Genomic DNA, 18073 nt, shown 5'->3' on the forward strand with positions numbered 1-18073 from the left:
TATTGCCTCAAAATAGACCACTTAAGTAAGCAAAATGGTATTAATTGAGCAAGTTGGCATAATTAAAAGTAATAAAAAAGCGAAAGGAAGGCCTTTCGCTTTTTAAAGTCACATACGCAATTTATGCTAAGTTATCAATGAACTCAACAGCACGGCCAATATAGTTTGCCGGTGTCAATTTTTTCATTTCAACTTTTGCTTCTTCTGGTAAATCAAGACCATCAATGAAATCAGCCATGATTTCTTTGTTAACACGTTTACCACGTGTTAAGTCTTTAAGCTTTTCGTACGGCTTTTCGATACCGTATTTACGCATGACTGTTTGAATAGGCTCAGCAAGTAATTCCCAGTTTTGATCAAGTTCTTCTAAAAGGCGCGGTTCGTTAACTTCAAGTTTGCTAACACCTTTTAACGTTGCTTGATAAGCAATTAGGGTATAGCCCATGCCCACACCCAGGTTACGTAAAACGGTTGAATCAGTTAGGTCACGTTGCCAGCGAGATACAGGCAGTTTTTGCGCAAGGTGAGCAAAGATTGCATTTGCAATACCTAAGTTACCTTCAGAATTTTCAAAATCGATTGGATTTACTTTATGTGGCATTGTTGATGAACCAATTTCACCCGCAATCGTTTTTTGTTTAAAGTGATTAAGAGCAATGTAACCCCAAACGTCACGGTCAAAATCAAGTAGCACAGTATTGAAACGTGCAATTGCATCAAAAAGCTCTGCAATATAATCGTGTGGCTCGATTTGTGTTGTGAATGGGTTAAATGTTAAACCAAGACTCGTAACGAATTGTTCAGCATGGTTGTGCCAATCGTAATCTGGGTATGCACTTAGGTGGGCATTGTAGTTACCTACTGCACCGTTGATTTTACCTAGCATTTCAACTTGAGCAATTTGGTCACGTTGACGCTTTAAGCGCATGTAGACGTTTGCAAACTCTTTACCCATTGTTGAAGGTGTTGCAGGCTGACCGTGTGTACGAGTCATCATAGCAACAGATTTATATTCAACTGCTTTTTCTTTTAAAGCATTTAGGAGTTGATCACAGTAAGGAAGTAACACTTTGTCACGCGCTTCAGTTAACATTAAACCGTGAGATAGGTTGTTAATGTCTTCTGATGTACATGCGAAATGAATAAACTCATTCACTGCGTTAAGCTCTGCGTTGTCAGCTACTTTTTCTTTCAGTAGATATTCAACGGCTTTAACGTCGTGGTTAGTTGTGCGCTCGATTTCTTTAACGCGTGCTGCGTCAGCTTCGCTAAAGTTATCAACAATGGCATTAAGTAAAGCATTAGCCTCGTCGCTAAATGCCGGTACTTCTGTGATTGCGCTTGCTGCAGACAAGGCTTGTAACCAACGAACCTCAACAGTTACACGGTATTTGATTAAACCAAATTCGCTGAAAATGCTGCGTAGTTCCGTGGTCTTGCTGCCATAGCGACCATCTACCGGAGAGATAGCGGTTAACGCTGAAAGCTCCATAATGACTCCTAAATTGTCTAGTTTGAACGATAATTAAATATACTGTTTAGCAATAGCGAGAATTTTTCTTTTCGCAAAGAAAAAGTGACGGCGTTTACCGCCCATTTGTCGCCATAACACGGCACTACGAATTCCGGCTAAAAGGAGAGCGCGGATTTTGTTTTGCGTGAGTTGCTGCTTTAATAACTCTGGCTTGCCGTACACTTGAATACGATGCCCAAGGGGGCTTAGCACCGATGAGTAAATATCGGCAAGCGCTGCGACCACGGTATCATCTGTGATTGCAAAATGGTCGAGGCGTCGTTTTACATCATCGATACGTCGACCTAATTCATTTAAACTGTTTTGTTTTGCACTTAATGCACGTTCTAACTGCATTAAGCCACCTACATACTTTACGATTTCAACGTCTTTGTCGGCGCCTGCTGAAAGCTGGGCAGTCAACACGCGATAACCCTCACGTAAATTATGTTTTCCCTGGTATACATCTTCAGGGGTATTCGGTGACGTCTCTACAATACAGTTGAGTAATTTTTCTAATTCGTGATCGCTACCACTGCCATATTGCGCTACTTTTTGAACCTGTTTAGCAACTTGACACATGGCGGCTAATGCCATGACTTGGTGCTCTGTCATTATTTGATCACCGAATCGATAATACCGCCACCGAGGCATACTTCGTCAGCATAAAAAACGGCTGATTGGCCTGGTGTCACTGCTTTTTGTGGCTCATCGAATAATACGCGTGCCATACCATCTTCACCAACCAGCAATGTACAGCTGATGTCTTCTTGGCGATAGCGTGTTTTCACTGTACAACGCGTCGTGCCCTTTGGCCCAACACGGTCAACCCAGTGAAGTTGGTTAGCATTTAAGCCATTACTGTATAAGCGAGGGTGATCTTTACCTTGACCAACCACTAAAACATTGCGTGCAATGTCTTTGTCTACAACATACCAAGGCTCGCCTGAACCTTCTTTCATACCGCCAATTAACAGGCCTTTTCGTTGGCCAAGGGTATGGTACATAAGACCTTCGTGCTCACCGACTTCGTTACCATCAGTGTCTTCAATTTTGCCCGGTTGTGCCGGTAAGAATTTTTGTAAAAAGTCTTTAAATTTACGCTCACCAATAAAACAAATACCGGTGCTATCTTTTTTATCGTGCGTAATTAAATCTTGTTCTTCGGCAATGCGACGAACGTCTGGCTTGGCAATATCACCAACAGGGAAAAGTGTTTGTGCAATATGCTCATGACTTAGTGTGTATAAAAAGTAGCTTTGATCTTTGTTGTCATCAAGGCCACGGCACATAACATATTTGTCGTCTCGCTTTTCACGGCGCACATAATGACCCGTGGCGATATAATCGGCACCTAGCGCTTCAGCTGCAAATTCTAGAAAGGCTTTGAATTTAATTTCTTTGTTACACATGATGTCTGGATTAGGTGTGCGACCTGCTTTGTACTCTGCTAAAAAGTACTCAAACACGTTATCCCAGTATTCTGCTGCAAAGTTAACAGTATGTAGTTCAATACCTAGTTTATCGCACACGGCTTGTGCGTCTTTAAGATCTTCTGCAGCAGCGCAATATTCATCATTATCGTCTTCTTCCCAGTTTTTCATGAACAAGCCTTCTACTTGATAGCCTTGTTGCTTTAATAAATACGCTGATACAGAAGAATCAACACCGCCGGACATACCAACGATGACTTTAATGTGACTATTTTCGCTCATAATATTCGCTGTCATTTTTTAACTGCTGTGGAAAGGCCGATATTATATACCCAAACCACTTCAAGATGCGAGTTTCAGTTAGGATTAAACGTAATTTAGGCGCGCTATTGATTGCAAATAGTGGTTATTTGCTTGCTACTGTAATAAATCGCTTTTATTTAACAGCGTTAATCAAAACAATCGTCATTATTGGTAAATAACACGCGTCGTTATTGGTAAATCAGGCTCAGAGGATAGGCATGTCCTGCGAGATGATCTTCAATACACTTTAAAACCAGAGGGCTTCTGAGTGGCAGCTCTTTTATGGCGTCTAAGCTGAACCAGTGAGCGCTTATAATATCGCTATCAATAGGTGAAGGGGGGAGCTGCTCAGCGCAACTAAACGCAAAACTAAATCGCATGTAGTGTACACCATTTGTGGCATGCAGATTATAAATACCCACAAGATGTGAAGGGGAGAGCGTTAAACCCGTTTCTTCGTATAGTTCACGACTTGCTGCTTCGCTCACGGTCTCGTGTGCTTCTAAATGCCCTGCAGGTTGATTGTAACAAATTTCGCCGGTGTGTTTATCACGCTCTTTTACCAGTAAAAACTTGTTTTGACAGGTAACGATAGCGGCAACAGTGACATGAGGTTTATGCATCTGGGTTATCCACTACTTTATATTCGCCACTTGCTAATCCTGCAAGGGTATATTTGCCAATGCTGTAACGGATAAGTCTTAAGGTCGGGAAACCAACATGGGCTGTCATGCGCCTTACTTGACGATTTCGTCCTTCAGTTATTGAGATTTCAAGCCAACTAGTCGGAATGTTTTTACGCTCTCTTACCGGTGGTGTTCGAGGCCACAAGGTCGGTTCGTCAATGCGTTTAACTTTGGCTGGTTTGGTCATGCCATCTTTAAGCTCTACACCTTTATTGAGCGCATAAATGGCTTCGTCGGTAACATCGCCTTCGACTTGCACCCAGTAAGTTTTAGCGGTCTTTTTATGTGGCTCAGTCAATGTGTGCTGTAATTTTCCACAATTGGTGAGTAGCAATAGGCCCTCGCTGTCTCTGTCGAGGCGACCTGCAGCATAAACGTCTTTGATGTTTATAAAATCAGCCAGAGTTTTACGATTTTGATCATCCGTAAACTGGCACAATACATCAAATGGCTTATTGAACAGCACAACTTTGCGTTGCTCTGGGCTTAAGGGTTCTTTTACTTCACGTTTTACTGTGGGTCTTGAATAACGTCGCCCATTACTGCGACGCGGTTTACTCGTAGGTTTGTGTGCCATTAAATACACCTTGCTGGCTTTGGTAAACCTGCAATTTTTGTAGCTTGCTTCGCAGGGCCTTTTGGAAACAGCTTATATAGATACATGCTGTTGCCTTTTTCTTCGCCGAGTTTTTGTGCCATTGCTTTTACTAGCATACGAATAGCTGGACTGGTGTTGTATTCTAAATAAAAGTCACGAACAAAATGCACGACTTCCCAATGTTGTGCAGTCAGGGTTATGTTTTCTTGCTCAGCAATTATAGGAGCCAGTGCTTCACTCCAATCTGCGCTGTTGAGTAAATAACCTTGTTTATCAGTGTCTATTTGTTTGTTATTAAATTCGAGCATGGTTTACCACGTGATAGTGTTTTGGCTAGTTAAAGTCAGTTCAACAAACTGGTTGTAGTCAATATCGACATCATATTCGCTAAGCGTAATGGCACGCGCAGTGGCATCTTCTTTTAATAAATGCAAAGCAGCAGAAAATTGTCTGTACTGTTTAATGTTGTAGCAAGCATCACCGACAAGCAGCACAGTGTCATCACTGCTGATTAAATTTTCAAGTGCATTGGTGCAGTAGTGCGACAAAGGTTTTGAAAAGATATGCAAGGTACTCATAGAGTCACCACCTGGTGCTGCTGACTTATTAAGAGGCGCTGCTGCTCAAAATTAGCGACTTTTACATCAATAATTAAATTATCTTTGGTTAAATTAAAATCCATCAGTGATTTTTCGCAAACGTAAATGTTTTCAACATCATATAACTCAAGCGTTTTAATGGTTTTAAAATAGTTTTTAATTCCCAATACTTCAGGTTGTTGGTGTTTTTTGAGTGCCAGTACAGCATCGCCACTGAGTAACCAACTAATATTTTGCTCAATGGCGGCAAATATCAGTGTGGTGTCGAGTGATTCACGCATATGCTGATCGTCAAACGGGCCATGTTGGCTAATTACTAAAATGTTCTTCATTTAAATTGCACCCATTTATCAGCATCCGCAGCGAGCATAGCAAACTCGGCCAGACCTGCAACGGTGAATACCCCTGTATTTTCGATGTCTAAACCACGCTTTTCTGCTGCGGTAACACACAGTAAAAGTGGGATACTTTTAGCGTTGAGTTCTTGCCATAAACGACTAACAGGTAACTCGTCACTGGCGAGTTCTAAATGTTGACTGGCGTGATACACACCTGCTTGATACAAAAAAACAGCTGAAATTGTGTGCCCTGAATCAAGGCAAGCCTGTGTAAATTTAATCAGACGTTGCGTACAGTCATGATCGGTCGGTGCGGTGTGAAGTGAAAGTACAAATTGTGCCAAAACGCATCCAATAAAAAAGCCCCTAGAAAGGGGCTATTTTAACAGAACTATTTAATTAGTCATCACTTGTGCCAAGTAGATGTAGAAGCGAAGTGAATAGGTTATACACGTTTAAGTACAGTGCAACGGTGGCACGAATGTAGTTTGTTTCACCGCCGTTAATAATGCGGCTTGTGTCGAACAAGATTAAACCCGACATAATTAACACAACTGCTGCATTTATCACCATAAACGTGATTGAGCTGCCGATGAATAAATTGACTAAGCTTGCAATGATAACAACGATTAAGCCAACGGTTAAAAAGCCGCCCATAAATGAGAAATCTTTTTTGGTCGTTAGCGCATACGCCGATAAACCAAAGAAAATAAGTGCGGTTGAACCCAGTGCTTGCATAATAAGCATTGGACCATTTGGCATTGCTGCGTAGTAGTTAAGGATCGGACCTAAGCCTGCTCCCATCAACCCTGTAAAAACAAATACCCATGCAACACCCGATGCGCTGTCTGCCTTTTTATGCACCACAAAAAGCACACCAAACGCAACTAAGCTAAATACTATACCCATAAAGTAAGGTAGGTTCATTGCCATTGAAATACCTGCAGTAATGGCACTGAAAGCCAGTGTCATAGCAAGTAAAAAATACGTGTTTTTTAGTACTTTATTTGTTTCAATGGTCGACATAACCGGTCTAGCGGTATTGTACGATTGATTAAACGCCATTGTTAGAGCTCCTTAAATGAACTGATATGTTCGTTAGTTCCAATAGTTAAACTGAACTAAGCCTATCAAGAGTTATATATTTGGGCAAACCTTTGTAGATCAATAGACACGATAAATAATAAAAAAGTTCAGATTGTTCACAATTTGGCTCGCATTGTGTTTTTGCTGAACGATTTAGTTGTTTTTTAATCACTTAAACAGTTTTTTGAAAAAAAAGCTTCACAAACTAAGCTGCCTTATCTATTATGCACGCCGTCGGAGAGATGGCAGAGTGGTCGAATGCACCGGTCTTGAAAACCGGCAGGGGTTTGTAGCCCCTCTAGGGTTCAAATCCCTATCTCTCCACCATTATTTTTACTACTGGCGAAAGCGAGTAGTTTTTCCGCACTCGGAGAGATGGCAGAGTGGTCGAATGCACCGGTCTTGAAAACCGGCAGGGGTTTATAGCCCCTCTAGGGTTCAAATCCCTATCTCTCCACCATTATAAAAGCCGCTGAAACTAATTCAGCGGCTTTTTTGTTTCTGCTGTTTTTAAATTACGACTATGGTCGATATTTCGTATTCTACCGAGTTAGTCCATGCTTAATACTTCTCGTATTATCTTTGTGAAATTAGGGAATTTATGAAACATCGTTTAGCAAAGAGTGTAGGACTTTCATTATTATCACCCGTCATTATTGGCTGTGTACTCGGTGTATATTACGCATTGACGCTAGAAGGAAATGGCTGGCGTATCTTTTTCAATTTATTTATGAACGCGATTGCAAATGCACATATTGTTGGCCTTACAATGGCAGCATTTGTTGTGCCTGGTTATCTGCTTATGTACAAGTACGCAAAAGTAAACTATTCAGGCGTTCTTACTTTGGGTTTACTCGGGGGTGCTATTTTTAGTTACTTGCTAAGTGCGACATCAGGTATGGCGTTTATTGTAAATGCAATTATGTCTGCATTGGCCGCAGGATTATTTTTATTTGGCTTGCGACAGGGTCTACCATCTCAAACATCTCATCAATAGCAGAATATTTAATCAAGCTGACTGAAATTAAGGGCAAAATGTTTTTTTTTGCCCTTAAAAGGTTTCATTTATCGCCTACAAAGAGTACCTTTAGCTACTGTATGTTTAATAAGAAGTAGTTTGGTATGCAAAAGCAAGATTTTTACCAGTCATTAGTTAAACAAACTGAATCGCTGATCGCTGGTGAACCCAATGTCATAGCTAATATGGCGAATATTAGTGCGTTGTTATTTACCTCATTAGAGGATATAAATTGGGCGGGCTTTTATTTACTGGATTCGCCAGAAGAATTAGTGCTAGGGCCGTTTCAAGGTAATCCTGCGTGTATCCGTATTCCAGTTGGAAAAGGGGTATGTGGGACTGCGGCACAAACACAAGAAACACAATTAGTTGAAGATGTTCACGCTTTTGCAGGTCATATTGCTTGTGATGCAGCATCAAACTCTGAAATTGTTGTACCAATCTTCAAAGATGGTCACGTGTTTGCCGTGCTTGATATCGATAGTCCGAGCATCGGTCGATTCGATACTGATGACCAAGCTGGTTTAGAAGCATTGGTAAAATGCTTTGAGGCAAATCTGAAATGAAAGATCTGCTAAATGTGCAAGATTACCTTTTTGCCATTCACGATGTTGGTGATTGGGAAGGGGAAGAAGAAGTTGCAGCTGAAAGGCTCAACGACTTGATTCATATGGCTTGGGATCGTCTTCCAGATGACTTAGACTGTGAATCAATTGATGAAATTATAAATGGTATTTGGGAACACCTTCGCGGTGATTTAGCGCTTATTGAAGCGGACTTCGAAGAGTTAACCGACTGGGTAACACACTATGTCGATTCATCGCTCGATGAAAAGATGTAATAAAAGGTTCTAACATGGAAACCACAAACAAGCTAAAAGATATTAATGAAGTATTGGATTTCTTATACCAAGAATTTCCACAATGTTTTAAACAAAAAGACGGCATTCAGCCGCTTAAAGTGGGTATCTTTAAAGATATCGCTGAGCGCATTGAAGGTTCTGAGAAAGTCAGTAAAACTCAGGTTCGTCAAGCGTTAAGAAAGTACACCTCAAACTGGCGCTATTTAGAAGCCGTGACAAAGTCTGAGTTCCGTATTGACCTTGATGGTAATCAAGATGAAAAAGTGGAACAAGAGCACATTGAGCACGCTCAAAAAGCGTTAGAAGAAAGCCGCGCAAAAATGGCTAAACGCAAAAAAGCCCAGCGTCCACCACGTAAAGATGCAGACACAAAATCTTACAAAAAGAATGCGGGTTCGCACGCCAAAACAGGCGATAAAGGCGCTAGAGTTAACACTAAACCAGCTAAAGCTGCTCCTGCAAAACGTTCAGGAAAAGTTGAACCATTACCTGCCTCAGAGGTCAAGGTTAATAGCAAGGTTAAAGTTAAACTTGGCCAAGCACTTGTAAACGCAGTTATTACTGAAGTGAATAAAGATGAAGTTCACGTTGAGTTAGTAACAGGAATGCAAGTTAAGACCAAAGCAGACAGCCTGTATATCATTTAATAGCTGTAAAAAATAAAGGAGTTGTGTATGAGTAAAAAGTTTACGCTCATTCCGTTAGTCGCTGCCCTGTTTTCAGGTTCATTATTGGCTTCTACAGATAATTTAACTGCAGAAGATTTACCAGTACTCAAGCAAGAAAGCCAACATAGTACAGCAAGCAAACGGGTGACAAACTTATTTACTCGTGCACACTACAAACCCATTCGCTTTAACGATGAATTATCTGAACAGATATTTGATCGTTATATCGAATCCCTCGATTTTAATAAAAGTGTGTTTTTAGCGTCTGATATTGCTTCTTTCGAACAATATAAAGACCAGTTCGATAATGCGCTCTCTTCAGGGAAACTTGGGTTTGCCTTTGATATTTTTAATCTGAGCTTAAAGCGTCGTTTTGAGCGTTATGATTATTCTTTATCGTTACTTGAAAATGAAATGAAGTTCGATAAAGCAGATGAATATATGTTTGACCGTGAAGACGCTAAGTGGGCAACGACTCAAGCTGAGCTTGATGAATTGTGGCGTCAGCGCGTTAAATACGATGCGTTGCGTTTAAAAATGACCGGTAAAGATTGGCAAGGCATAAAAGAGGTCTTAACCAAGCGTTACCACAATGCGCAAAAACGCTTAGTGCAGACAAACAGTGAAGATGCATTTCAAATTGTAATGAATTCGTTTGCACGTAGTATTGAAGCACACACATCTTACTTATCACCCCGCCGTGCTGAACAGTTCAAAATGGACATGGACCTTGAACTTGAAGGTATTGGCGCAGTATTAAGTTATGATGAAGATTATACCGTGATCCGAAGCCTAGTTCCGGGTGGTCCCGCTGACAAATCTGAACAAATTAAAGCCGATGACCGCATTATAGGTGTTGCTCAAGAGGGCGAAGACTTTGTTGATGTTATTGGCTGGCGTCTTGATGACGTAGTTGATTTAATCAAAGGCCCTAAAGGTACTAAAGTTCGTTTACAGTATCTAAAAGGGGCTGATGCTCATGGTACTCCGAAAGTTGTTGAAATAACCCGTGATAAAATTCGTTTAGAAGATCGTGCTGCTAAATCAGGAGTATTTGAAGCGAAATACTCAGATTTAACAAGTAAAATCGGTGTGATAGAAATCCCAGGTTTCTACAATAATTTATCGCAAGACGTAAAAGTTGAAATTGCGAAATTAAAAGAAGCGAAAGTAGATGGCATCATAATCGATTTACGCCAAAACGGCGGCGGTTCATTGTATGAAGCGACGCAATTGTCAGGCCTGTTTATTGATCAAGGTCCAGTCGTACAAATTCATACGTTAAACAACCGTATCGAAGAGCAAAAAGACCGCGATGGTGTCACTTTTTATGATGGCCCATTAACCGTTTTAGTTGACCGTTACAGTGCATCAGCCTCTGAAATATTTGCAGCAGCGATGCAAGACTATGGCCGTGCTATTGTGATTGGTGAGCAAACGTTTGGTAAAGGTACAGTACAACAGCACAAACCGCTGGGCCGTGCGTATGATTTATATGATCACCCACTTGGCAGCGTACAATACACAATTGCAAAATTTTATCGTATTAATGGCGGAAGCACGCAGCATAAAGGGGTGATCCCCGATGTGTCATTCCCCTCAGCGATTGACCCAGCAGACTGGGGCGAAAGTCAGCAAGACAATGCATTACCTTGGGACAGCATCATTCGCGCTAAATATAATTCAGTTGACGATTTGAAGCCTGCGATTGCTTATGTCAATAAATTACATGATGCGCGCATTGCCAATGAGCCTGAATTTGGTTATGTGTTCGATGATATTAAACGTTATCAAGAAGAGAAAGATCGAAAAACAATTTCACTTGTTGAAGCAACACGTATCAAAGAGAAAGACGAAGGCGAAGAGCGTGCGCTTGAGCGTGCTAATGAACGATTAGTTCGATTAGGTCACAAACCAGTGGAAAGCTTAGACGATTTACCTGATACGCTTGATGATCTCGACCCTTTCTTAGAAGAAGCCGCGTTAATTACGCAAGACTATATTAAGTATGGTCGGCTCGCGAAAAAATAAATACCTATAATTGGTTAATAAAAAGGCGCTTAGGCGCCTTTTTTACTGCCCAAAACGGGGCATCTTGTTATAATTGATTAATCTGGCTGTCTAAAATGTTCGTGGTCTAATTAATAAACATTAATCCAAGGCGTTCTTTAGGCAATCAAACAATAATAATTAAACACGCCACATAAGACGTGTAGGAGACTATCTTTTGAATTCAATTGAAGAGAAGCCGATCAAACAGGCCAGTTTTTTAGATGCCTTGATCCCCATTACTGTTCTCGTGTGCCTATTGGGTGCAGCTGTTTATTTATTCGGTGATAACTCATCATCGGGGCCAAATCAAATAGCCTTACTCTTTGCTACTTTTACTGCTGCCTTAATCGGTCTAAAAAACGGCTATACCTGGAAAAAGCTTGAACAAGCAATGATTGAAGGGATCACCTTATCATTAGGTGCCATTATTATACTGTTAATGGTAGGCGCATTGATTGGCACATGGCTGCTATCTGGAACAGTACCCACCTTAATTTACTATGGTTTACAAATTATCAATCCAAGTTGGTTCTATGCGGCTAGTTGTTTAATTTGTGGCATTGTTGCGATGAGTATTGGTAGCTCATGGACGACAGCTGCTACCATCGGTGTGGCATTATTAGGTGTTGCAACGGGGTTAGGACTTGAGCAGGTGGTGACTGCCGGTGCTGTTATTTCAGGCGCGTACTTTGGTGATAAGTTAAGCCCACTGTCGGAAACAACAAATTTAGCCCCTGCGGTTGCCGGAGCCGATCTGTTTGAGCATATTCATCATATGCTTTGGACCACGGTGCCTAGCTTTATCATTGCCTTAATTATTTTTATTTTTATGGGCTTTAATGCAGGTGGTTCAGCAGAAGCAGGCCGAATTGATGAAATCATTAACCTGTTAGAAAGCAACTTTAATATCGGGCTTGAAATGCTCGTGCCATTAGTCGTGTTGCTTATTCTTGCAATAAGAAAAATGCCGGCATTTCCAGCTATTTCAATTGGTGCAGTACTGGGTGCTATTTGGGCTATGTTGTTTCAATCAGATTTAATTAATAGTCAAATCGATACGTCACAAGGGCAGTTAATTGGCTATTTCAAGCTAGTATGGACAACATTTTTTGATGGCTTTAGCATCGATACGGGCGACGAAAAAATGGATTCATTGCTCAGTGGCGGCGGTATGGCCGGAATGTTAAACACAACTTGGCTAATTATGACCGCATTGATGTTTGGCGCCATTATGGAGAAAACTGGCTTGCTAGATATGTTTGTAAAAAGCATATTGAAAATAGCGAAAAGCACCGGCTCACTTATAACAGCGACAATTGCGACTTGTATCGGTACCAATGCAGTGGCGGCAGATCAATACATTGCTATTGTTGTACCAGGACGTATGTTTAAAGATGAATATGAAAAACGCGGTTTAAAACCGGTGAATTTATCACGTACTTTAGAAGACGGTGGCACCATTACAAGCCCGCTGATCCCATGGAATACGTGTGGTGCATATATGCAAAGCGTTTTATTAATTAACCCATTTGATTATGCACTTTACGCTTTCTTTAATTTAATTAATCCCGTACTCGCTGTTGTTTACGCATATTTAGGTATTAAAATTTTACGTATCGAACCAAAGCACGTTAAACAAACCAGCGCTGAATAATTCATGTTAGGCCCTGTTAAACAGGGCCATTTGGAGTCAATGATGTCTGCAACGAGTAAACCTCAAGCTCAATATTTAAAAGATTACCAAGCCCCTCATTTTTCAATACAACATATCGATTTACGCTTTGAATTAGCGCCCTTAAAAACCGTCGTACACTCAACAATGACGATTAACCGTGTGGACGAAACGGGGGCTGATTTAGTGCTTGATGGTGTTGATTTAACACTTATCTCACTGCATGTAGATGAGCAAGAGTACAGTGACTATACGCTTGAGGATGAGGCACTCATCATCCACAATTTACCTGCTAATTTTATTTTAAAAATTGTCAACCATATCGATCCTCAAACAAACACTTCCCTCGAAGGCCTGTATTTATCAGGGGGCGCGTATTGCACGCAATGTGAAGCTGAAGGTTTTAGAAAAATCACTTATTACTTGGACCGCCCAGATGTATTGGCAAGTTTTGATGTTACGATCATTGCTGAGCAAAAATACACGCATTTATTGTCTAACGGTAATCAGATTGATGCAGGCACACTCGATGATGGTCGCCACTTTGTCAAATGGCAGGACCCATTTAAAAAACCAAGTTACTTGTTTGCATTAGTTGCAGGTGATTTTGATGTGTTACGCGACCAGTACACAACGAAATCAGGCCGTAATGTTGAGTTGGCCTTATTTGTTGATAAAGGTAATTTACCAAAAACCCCGCATGCAATGACATCGTTAAAAAAATCAATGCAGTGGGATGAAGAACGTTTCAATCTTGAATACGACTTAGATATATACATGATTGTTGCCGTCGATTTCTTCAATATGGGGGCGATGGAAAATAAAGGATTAAACATCTTCAACTCTAAATGTGTGTTAGCGAATCAAGAAACCGCCACCGATAAAGATTACCACACGATTGAGTCTATTGTTGGGCATGAATATTTTCATAACTGGACGGGCAATCGCGTTACTTGTCGAGACTGGTTTCAGTTGTCTTTGAAAGAAGGTTTAACCGTATTTAGAGACCAAGAGTTTAGTAGTGATTTGGGATCTCGTGCCCTAAACCGTATTGATGCTGTAAAAGTAATGCGAACTCATCAGTTTAGCGAAGATGCAGGGCCTATGGCGCACCCAATTCGCCCAGAAAAAGTTATTGAAATGAATAACTTTTACACTGTGACAGTGTATGACAAGGGCGCAGAAGTTATTCGTATGATGCACACGATATTAGGCGAAGAAAAGTTTCAGCAAGGTATGGCGCTTTACTTCCAACGCCACGATGGTCAAGCCGTTACCTGTGATGACTTTGTTGCAGCCATGAGTGATGCTTCTGAAATTGACTTGCAGCAGTTTAAGCGTTGGTACAATCAAGCGGGTACTCCAAGATTAAAAGTAGATCAATATTTTGATCATGCTAATCAAACCTTTACACTGACCATTGAGCAATTTGCGCCAGATAATCAACCTAATAATGCGTTGTTACATATTCCGTTTGCGATTGAACTACTTGACCCTGCTGGTCAATCAGTGCCGTTAACGATTAATAATCAGATGCAAGATTCTGTGCTTAATATAACTGAAAAACAACACACCTTTGTGTTTGAAAATGTTATAGAGCCGCCTGTTGCAGTGCTTCTGGAAGATTTTTCTGCTCCTTGTATTGTTGACCAAACTAGCAGCACCGCTGATTTGCTCCATATTATGCGTTTTGCACGAAGTGATTTTTCGCGATGGGATGCACAGCAACGATTATTTACCAACGAAATTAAAGCCGCAATATCATCGGGTAATGCATGCTTATCACCCGACATCATTTCTGCTCTTAACGTATTAATTACTGAACGAGCAGGGGATTTGGCACTGATTGCAGAGCTATTAAAATTACCAAGCTATGACACGATTGCGGCTGAATATGCAGTGATCCCCGTTGATGACATTGTTTCAGTAATGAATGCATTTGAACTACACATTGCGACTGACTTATCGGACTCATTGATTGCGTGTTATAAGGCATTACACGACGATGGCACAACATCTGCCGAGGCCGTTGCCGTTAGGGCACTTAAACAGGTCTGTTTGCACTATTTAGCAAAAACTGAACAGCAAGACGTGAATGACTTTATTGACGAAGCCGTGGCCAGCTCTAACATGACAAATGTGTTAGCTGCGCTAAGTGCGGTTGTAAAAGCGAATCACCCTCGCTGTGATGATTTGCTCAATGAATTTGATGCTAAATGGCGACATGATGTACTTGTAATGGACAAATGGTTTGCATTGCAGGCAATGAAAGAGTCAGCAACCTGCATTGAAGACATTAAGCAGTTGTATGATCACCCAAGTTTTGATTTTGGTAATCCAAACCGTGTCAGAGCATTGGTCGGCAGCTTTAGTCATTTTAATACTACACAATTTCATCGTGCAGATGGCAAAGGGTATCAATTATTGGGTGATTTGCTTATTAAGCTCAATGATATTAACCCGCAAAATGCATCACGTATGTTAACACCATTTATGGCATGGAAACGTTATGATCACGACCGTTCGCAGGCAATCAAAGCACAATTGCAACGTTTGGCATCATTAGAGAGCCTAAGTGATGATTTATTTGAAAAAGTTGAGAAAGCGTTAGTAGGTTAATGACTGAATACTTTTTTTCTTTGTATTTAAGTTATGCAGAATGCCTTGATTACTATCATGGTAAATATACTTCAGTACAGGTAACAGAAGATGGTGGCAAAACAATTCGTTTTGCTGCCAAGCATTTACGTCCTTTTATTTCATCATTAGGGATAAGAGGGCGTTTTAGGCTCACGCTGGGCGCTGATAATCAGTTTTTAAAGCTTGAAAAAGTGAGTTAAAACGCCAAATAGCCTTAAAGCTGTCATACGACAAAGTGTGCAATTTACCCAAAAATTAGCCACATTTTTCTCCCTCCTATAAAATAATCTTATTATATTTTTGTTAATTCAATTTGTTCTATTGTTAATTTACGTGTATAAATTATCTGGTATGACGTCTTACCAATACGTAAACGTCACATTTTTAAATAAATATTAACCGATTGAACGCGTTCTATATTGTATTTTTACTATTTCGCTTCTATCGTTAGAAAGATTCTAAAAACAACAATTTGATCACAAAACAACCCGTTACAGGGGGATGAACACAATGATAAAAAGATCGCTTTTTGTTAAAAACAAAATAGCTTTGGGATTCGCGGCGGCGACTCTGGGACTCTCAAGCACAGCTTTGCACGCGGCCACTTTTCAATTAGGTGATTTTGACGTACGTTTTGACTCTAGCTTTTCATATGGGCAGAGTATTCGAGTCGAAGACCGTGACTTTGCAATTATAGGTAAAAGTAATAACCCATCATTTGATTGGTCGGGCTATCATCCTGCTTTAAATCCTATTTACTCTTCTTCTGATGTATGGAACCAGCCAGGCGCTTATTCAAATAATGGCGATGCTGGTAACCTTAACTTCGACAGTGGTGATTCTTTTTCAAAGCTGTTAAAAGGCAACCACGAGTTATCGATTAGTAAAGATAATTACGGTCTTTTTACCCGTTTCATGTACTTTTATGATTTCGCGTTGATGGATGGTGACTTTGCGTATAGTAACCCAACATCAGGTAAGAAAGTTGACCCTTGTGATGATGACGACACCAAAGAGCAAGTATGTGCTGATTTACGCTTACTTGACGCGTACGTCTGGGCGAACTTTGACCTTAACGAAGGTCGAAACCCGCTGTCTATTCGCTTAGGTCAGCAGGTCGTTAACTGGGGTGAAAGTACCTTAATTTCTCACGGTATCAACGTAAACCCGGTTGATATTGACCGTTTGAAAGCGCCAGGTGCGGAGTTAAAAGAAGCATTCATACCCGTTGGTATGCTATGGGCTTCATTAGGTATTACCGATAATATTACCCTTGAAGGTTTTTATCAGTATGAATGGCTCGAAACGCGCCTTCCTGCTGCAGGTACTTATTTTTCAACGAATGATTTCGCGTCTGAAAATGGTTACCAACAAAATATCCAGCTTGGTTTCACATCAAACCCTGATATCGATTTAGCTTTCTTAACAGACAGCTTAAATAGTTTAGATGATATTGTGCGCTCACAAGGTATCGATCCTACATCACCGCAAGGGCAAGCAATGATGGCGCAAATGTACCTGGCATTTCCGACCAAAGTTGCTTTAAAAGGCAAGGGTGATGCGGGTAAAAATGAACCTGATGATGGTGGACAATACGGTTTACGTTTAGGTATGTACTTACCTGAACTAAACGATACAGAAGTCGCCCTTTACCACATTAACTATCACAGCCGCCGACCTGTTATTTCTGGTCAAGTATCTAATTTTACATCGCAAGCATTGGCTGCTGATATTGGTATGCTATTAACTTCTGAAATAACAGAAGATAATGTTACAAGTCTTCAAGCATTCACTAAAGGGCAATTAGAGTACCCTGAAGATATTAAGCTGTACGGTTTAAGCTTTAATACAACCGTGGGTGAGACCGCACTTGCGGGCGAATTTGCCTTCCGTCAAGATGAGCCACTGCAAATAGATGATGTTGAATTATTATACGCTGGTATGCCTGAGCAATTAGCTGTTGCGGGTATTCGTCCTGATTTTGCAGGTATTTCGCAAATGAGCTTAGGCGATGCGACCAGTGTCGTTGGTCCTGGTGAAGTTGCACAAGGCTATATTCTTCGTAATACAGCTCAGCTTCAGTTTACTGCTACCCATTTATTTGGCCCATCTCTTGGTGCTGATAGTTGGGCTGTTGTGGGTGAAATTGGTGGTGTTCGTATTAATGATATGCCGGAATACGATGAGTTACGCTTGAATGTTGCGGGTACGGGTCGAAGCGGTATCATGCAAGGCCCATTAGGTGATGATTATTCGACACTCCACCTCGGTATTTCAAACGGCCCTGAGACAAACCCATTCCCAACTGCGTCTGCATGGGGTTATCGCTTAATCGCAAAAGGTGATTACTTTAATGTCTTTAACGGGGTGAATTTCTCACCACGTTTCGTGTTTTCACATGACGTGAATGGTATTACACCTGATCCGATGTTCCTGTTTGTTGAAGATCGTAAGTCACTGGGCGTGACGATGAACTTTAACTATCAAAATGCGTGGTCATTCGACTTTAGCTACAACTCTTTCTGGGGTGGTGGTGCGACGAATACTTTCTCTGACCGCGATTATGTTTCTTTCAATATTAAATATTCAATTTAAGGGTAAATTA

19 protein-coding genes and 2 tRNA genes are annotated in these 18073 nt (G+C 40.9%); 11 read left to right on the forward strand and 10 right to left on the reverse strand.

Annotation, left to right across the window (positions count from 1 at the left end):
* Positions 1-121: 121 nt before the first annotated feature.
* From purB to ACSSVW_RS12625, 10 genes are all read right to left on the reverse strand, one after another.
* The gene (gene purB, locus ACSSVW_RS12580) at positions 122-1492 is read right to left on the reverse strand and encodes an adenylosuccinate lyase (RefSeq protein ID WP_036968740.1); all 1371 of its coding nucleotides are present in this window, start codon (positions 1490-1492) and stop codon (positions 122-124) included.
* 33 nt (positions 1493-1525) lie between these two features.
* Positions 1526-2128: a high frequency lysogenization protein HflD gene (hflD, locus tag ACSSVW_RS12585; RefSeq protein WP_036968737.1), complete on the reverse strand. Its 603-nt coding sequence runs from the start codon at positions 2126-2128 to the stop codon at positions 1526-1528.
* Positions 2128-3228: a tRNA 2-thiouridine(34) synthase MnmA gene (gene mnmA, locus ACSSVW_RS12590; protein WP_065979989.1), complete on the reverse strand. Its 1101-nt coding sequence runs from the start codon at positions 3226-3228 to the stop codon at positions 2128-2130. The genes hflD and mnmA overlap by 1 nt, the downstream gene beginning before the upstream one ends.
* Positions 3229-3437: 209 nt before the next feature.
* Positions 3438-3872: an NUDIX hydrolase gene (locus ACSSVW_RS12595; protein WP_036968734.1), complete on the reverse strand. Its 435-nt coding sequence runs from the start codon at positions 3870-3872 to the stop codon at positions 3438-3440.
* Positions 3865-4512 carry an rRNA large subunit pseudouridine synthase E gene (locus tag ACSSVW_RS12600; RefSeq protein ID WP_065979863.1) on the reverse strand — a complete coding sequence of 216 codons (648 nt, stop codon included), beginning with the start codon at positions 4510-4512 and terminating at the stop codon, positions 3865-3867. The genes ACSSVW_RS12595 and ACSSVW_RS12600 overlap by 8 nt, the downstream gene beginning before the upstream one ends.
* Positions 4512-4841: a sulfurtransferase TusE gene (gene tusE / locus ACSSVW_RS12605; protein WP_036968729.1), complete on the reverse strand. Its 330-nt coding sequence runs from the start codon at positions 4839-4841 to the stop codon at positions 4512-4514. The genes ACSSVW_RS12600 and tusE overlap by 1 nt, the downstream gene beginning before the upstream one ends.
* A 3-nt stretch (positions 4842-4844) precedes the next feature.
* Complete coding sequence (gene tusB / locus ACSSVW_RS12610; protein ID WP_065979864.1) at positions 4845-5111, reverse strand: sulfurtransferase complex subunit TusB; 267 nt, start codon at positions 5109-5111, stop codon at positions 4845-4847.
* Positions 5108-5464 (reverse strand): sulfurtransferase complex subunit TusC, encoded by a 357-nt coding sequence (gene tusC, locus ACSSVW_RS12615; protein WP_075593624.1) that lies wholly within the window; start codon positions 5462-5464, stop codon positions 5108-5110. The genes tusB and tusC overlap by 4 nt, the downstream gene beginning before the upstream one ends.
* Positions 5461-5814: a sulfurtransferase complex subunit TusD gene (tusD, locus tag ACSSVW_RS12620; RefSeq protein ID WP_065979866.1), complete on the reverse strand. Its 354-nt coding sequence runs from the start codon at positions 5812-5814 to the stop codon at positions 5461-5463. Before tusD ends, tusC begins: the two co-directional genes overlap by 4 nt.
* A 55-nt stretch (positions 5815-5869) precedes the next feature.
* Positions 5870-6535, reverse strand: a complete 666-nt coding sequence (locus tag ACSSVW_RS12625; RefSeq protein WP_454179440.1) for a Bax inhibitor-1/YccA family protein — start codon at positions 6533-6535, stop codon at positions 5870-5872.
* A 257-nt stretch (positions 6536-6792) separates the two neighbouring features.
* On the opposite strand from ACSSVW_RS12625, the gene ACSSVW_RS12630 reads away from it, so the two are divergent.
* The 11 genes from ACSSVW_RS12630 (at position 6793) to ACSSVW_RS12680 (ending at position 18063) form a co-directional block, all read left to right on the forward strand.
* A tRNA-Ser gene (locus ACSSVW_RS12630) sits at positions 6793-6883 on the forward strand.
* Positions 6884-6925: 42 nt separating this feature from the next.
* A tRNA-Ser gene (locus ACSSVW_RS12635) sits at positions 6926-7016 on the forward strand.
* A 141-nt stretch (positions 7017-7157) separates the two neighbouring features.
* Positions 7158-7553, forward strand: coding sequence for a hypothetical protein (locus tag ACSSVW_RS12640; RefSeq protein ID WP_036968716.1), 396 nt, complete (start codon positions 7158-7160; stop codon positions 7551-7553).
* Between the two features lie 125 nt (positions 7554-7678).
* Positions 7679-8140, forward strand: a complete 462-nt coding sequence (locus ACSSVW_RS12645) for a GAF domain-containing protein (RefSeq protein WP_036968713.1) — start codon at positions 7679-7681, stop codon at positions 8138-8140.
* Entirely contained in the window at positions 8137-8415 is a 279-nt protein-coding gene (locus ACSSVW_RS12650; protein WP_036968711.1) for a hypothetical protein, read from the forward strand. Before ACSSVW_RS12645 ends, ACSSVW_RS12650 begins: the two co-directional genes overlap by 4 nt.
* A 14-nt stretch (positions 8416-8429) precedes the next feature.
* Positions 8430-9083: an RNA chaperone ProQ gene (gene proQ / locus ACSSVW_RS12655; RefSeq protein WP_036968708.1), complete on the forward strand. Its 654-nt coding sequence runs from the start codon at positions 8430-8432 to the stop codon at positions 9081-9083.
* A 27-nt stretch (positions 9084-9110) separates the two neighbouring features.
* Positions 9111-11135, forward strand: coding sequence for a carboxy terminal-processing peptidase (gene prc / locus ACSSVW_RS12660; RefSeq protein ID WP_454179441.1), 2025 nt, complete (start codon positions 9111-9113; stop codon positions 11133-11135).
* Between the two features lie 196 nt (positions 11136-11331).
* Complete coding sequence (gene nhaC / locus ACSSVW_RS12665) at positions 11332-12810, forward strand: Na+/H+ antiporter NhaC (protein WP_065979868.1); 1479 nt, start codon at positions 11332-11334, stop codon at positions 12808-12810.
* 42 nt (positions 12811-12852) lie between these two features.
* A complete protein-coding gene (pepN, locus tag ACSSVW_RS12670; protein ID WP_454179457.1) occupies positions 12853-15447 on the forward strand; it encodes an aminopeptidase N in 2595 nt (864 codons plus the stop codon).
* Positions 15447-15668: a DUF2835 family protein gene (locus tag ACSSVW_RS12675; RefSeq protein WP_036968698.1), complete on the forward strand. Its 222-nt coding sequence runs from the start codon at positions 15447-15449 to the stop codon at positions 15666-15668. Before pepN ends, ACSSVW_RS12675 begins: the two co-directional genes overlap by 1 nt.
* A gap of 310 nt (positions 15669-15978) precedes the next feature.
* Positions 15979-18063: a DUF1302 domain-containing protein gene (locus ACSSVW_RS12680; RefSeq protein WP_454179442.1), complete on the forward strand. Its 2085-nt coding sequence runs from the start codon at positions 15979-15981 to the stop codon at positions 18061-18063.
* The last annotated feature ends 10 nt before the right edge of the window (positions 18064-18073 follow it).

The organism is Pseudoalteromonas sp. MBR-15 (assembly GCF_053628915.1).

Bases quoted from the DNA above. Each gene is read 5' to 3' on its own strand.
- ACSSVW_RS12675 (WP_036968698.1), top strand. From the start codon at position 15,447: ATGACTGAATACTTTTTTTCTTTGTATTTAAGTTATGCAGAATGCCTT.
- purB (WP_036968740.1), bottom strand. From the start codon at position 1,492: ATGGAGCTTTCAGCGTTAACCGCTATCTCTCCGGTAGATGGTCGCTAT.
- hflD (WP_036968737.1), bottom strand. From the start codon at position 2,128: ATGACAGAGCACCAAGTCATGGCATTAGCCGCCATGTGTCAAGTTGCT.
- ACSSVW_RS12625 (WP_454179440.1), bottom strand. From the start codon at position 6,535: ATGGCGTTTAATCAATCGTACAATACCGCTAGACCGGTTATGTCGACC.
- tusB (WP_065979864.1), bottom strand. From the start codon at position 5,111: ATGAGTACCTTGCATATCTTTTCAAAACCTTTGTCGCACTACTGCACC.
- ACSSVW_RS12640 (WP_036968716.1), top strand. From the start codon at position 7,158: ATGAAACATCGTTTAGCAAAGAGTGTAGGACTTTCATTATTATCACCC.
- ACSSVW_RS12600 (WP_065979863.1), bottom strand. From the start codon at position 4,512: ATGGCACACAAACCTACGAGTAAACCGCGTCGCAGTAATGGGCGACGT.
- tusE (WP_036968729.1), bottom strand. From the start codon at position 4,841: ATGCTCGAATTTAATAACAAACAAATAGACACTGATAAACAAGGTTAT.
- mnmA (WP_065979989.1), bottom strand. From the start codon at position 3,228: ATGAGCGAAAATAGTCACATTAAAGTCATCGTTGGTATGTCCGGCGGT.
- ACSSVW_RS12595 (WP_036968734.1), bottom strand. From the start codon at position 3,872: ATGCATAAACCTCATGTCACTGTTGCCGCTATCGTTACCTGTCAAAAC.
- ACSSVW_RS12650 (WP_036968711.1), top strand. From the start codon at position 8,137: ATGAAAGATCTGCTAAATGTGCAAGATTACCTTTTTGCCATTCACGAT.
- prc (WP_454179441.1), top strand. From the start codon at position 9,111: ATGAGTAAAAAGTTTACGCTCATTCCGTTAGTCGCTGCCCTGTTTTCA.
- ACSSVW_RS12645 (WP_036968713.1), top strand. From the start codon at position 7,679: ATGCAAAAGCAAGATTTTTACCAGTCATTAGTTAAACAAACTGAATCG.
- ACSSVW_RS12680 (WP_454179442.1), top strand. From the start codon at position 15,979: ATGATAAAAAGATCGCTTTTTGTTAAAAACAAAATAGCTTTGGGATTC.
- pepN (WP_454179457.1), top strand. From the start codon at position 12,853: ATGTCTGCAACGAGTAAACCTCAAGCTCAATATTTAAAAGATTACCAA.
- proQ (WP_036968708.1), top strand. From the start codon at position 8,430: ATGGAAACCACAAACAAGCTAAAAGATATTAATGAAGTATTGGATTTC.
- tusC (WP_075593624.1), bottom strand. From the start codon at position 5,464: ATGAAGAACATTTTAGTAATTAGCCAACATGGCCCGTTTGACGATCAG.